This window comes from Halobacillus sp. BBL2006 (assembly GCF_000786645.1).
Classification (GTDB): Bacteria; Bacillota; Bacilli; order Bacillales; family Halobacillaceae; genus Halobacillus.
Genome location: NZ_JRNX01000217.1, coordinates 1 through 1,566, shown reverse-complemented (window position 1 = coordinate 1,566; position 1,566 = coordinate 1). Strand labels below are relative to the sequence as shown.

Below are 1,566 nucleotides of genomic sequence, written 5' to 3'. Positions count from 1 at the left end.
CCCAGGGAAACGACGGTATCTGAAGTAAGTAAAATCTCCTGTTGCCTTATAGTAATGGCTGAGCTTTTTTGTTGAGCTAAATAGATGACTGCCTGCTCCGGCCCCCATTCATTTGGAAATGATTCATCTATATTTGCTGGACGAATAGAAAATTGATATCCAGCCATTTCCAACAATTTTTTTCTTCTCGGGGATTGCGAACCTAAAACTAATGAAGTCATACGTAATTCTTCCTTTCTTCCAACGAGGTATCTATATTTTACCTCAATCATGAGAATTCGAAGATCCCGCTATTTTAACCTATGAAGGTTCTTCTCTATTTAAAAAAAGAGAAGATCACAGCGCAAAATAGCTTTTTCTACCTACTTTCTCGCATTAACTTTTCTATTTCATCATTTCTTCCAATCCTTGAGCGACGCGTAACCAATTCATATTGTACGTATCCTTCTCATTCCAATCTTGAAGAGAGGCAGCTAAAGAAACTCCATTCGGATCTTTTCCGAGCTCATTCACCATAGCTTCTCGTTCGTTGATAGAAAGATCGTTCAAGGTACGTTGTTCAAGATGAGTGACCAACGTATCCATAACTTTCGCTTCTTTTTCGTCTAAAGACCCTTCTTCCTTCAGAACGACCCAGGATTTCACGTATGTATCTACCCCGTACCCTTGTAGTTGGGCAGCTAGTACGTCAGCTTCTTCCTGTGTCGGTGCACTGCCGGCAAATAAAAAATATTGTCCATCCCGTTCCCAGACGATCGAGGATACGGATTGAGAAGTCAACTTCGTTTTCCATTCTATCGCTTTATCTTCAGTAGAAAACACCCCTGCCTGTATAAAATACGACTCAATGGCAGATGGGTTAACATTCTGAATGGCTTCTGCTTGAGGCTCTCCTGTTGAATTGGATGTCGCCGGTACAACATCTCTTCCTGTTGTTGTCTCATCCGTCAATGTTACAAACATACGTAAAAGTAAAAAACCCAGTCCTAAGCTAATCACCAGGGCAGTTAAAGCCGTGACTGCTATTCGCTTCATCGGGGACTGGAGTTTCTTTTTTTTCTTCATTGGCAGCTTATACACCGATTGCTCAGAAGAGTCTTCCAATAAAATCATTTCATTTTTTTCTTTCGACTGTTTAGCAGCTGCCTGTTCTGCCTCTGCCTTAAAGTAGTCTCGTTTTTCATCTTTTGGTTCATTTTTTCGCAAGGATATCGTAATTTTCTTTTTCGATTCCATAGATTAATCACTCCTGCCAGGTTTGTCCTAACCCTATCACAGGAGAAATGAAAACTACGCTGAAATTTGTCATGTTAACATCGACAAGTTTTTTCCGTTTTAGAAGAAGAATTTCAGGCCATATTGTAGGCCGCCATTTTGGACGTAACAATTATACTATTCCGTTACCATCATGAAACATGCAAAATAATCTGCTGTTTTATTGGGAGGGAGTCTTTTTCATAGAAAATCCTGAATCATTTCCTTTTCTTTTCAAGCCACTTTAAAAAAATGTTTGAATATACCAATCGATCATGCTACTCCCAAAAAAATAAGAAAAACTAGCACCTA

General features: G+C 39.4%; 2 protein-coding genes. Both read right to left on the bottom strand.

Going from position 1 to position 1,566, the window contains the following annotated elements:
* A partial coding sequence (locus tag LD39_RS07435) for a Maf family protein (RefSeq protein ID WP_035544681.1) occupies window positions 1-221 on the bottom strand: 221 nt, incomplete at its 3' end.
* 163 nt (window positions 222-384) lie between these two features.
* Window positions 385-1,236 (bottom strand): SPOR domain-containing protein, encoded by an 852-nt coding sequence (locus LD39_RS07430; protein ID WP_035544680.1) that lies wholly within the window; start codon window positions 1,234-1,236, stop codon window positions 385-387.
* Window positions 1,237-1,566: the final 330 nt, after the last annotated feature.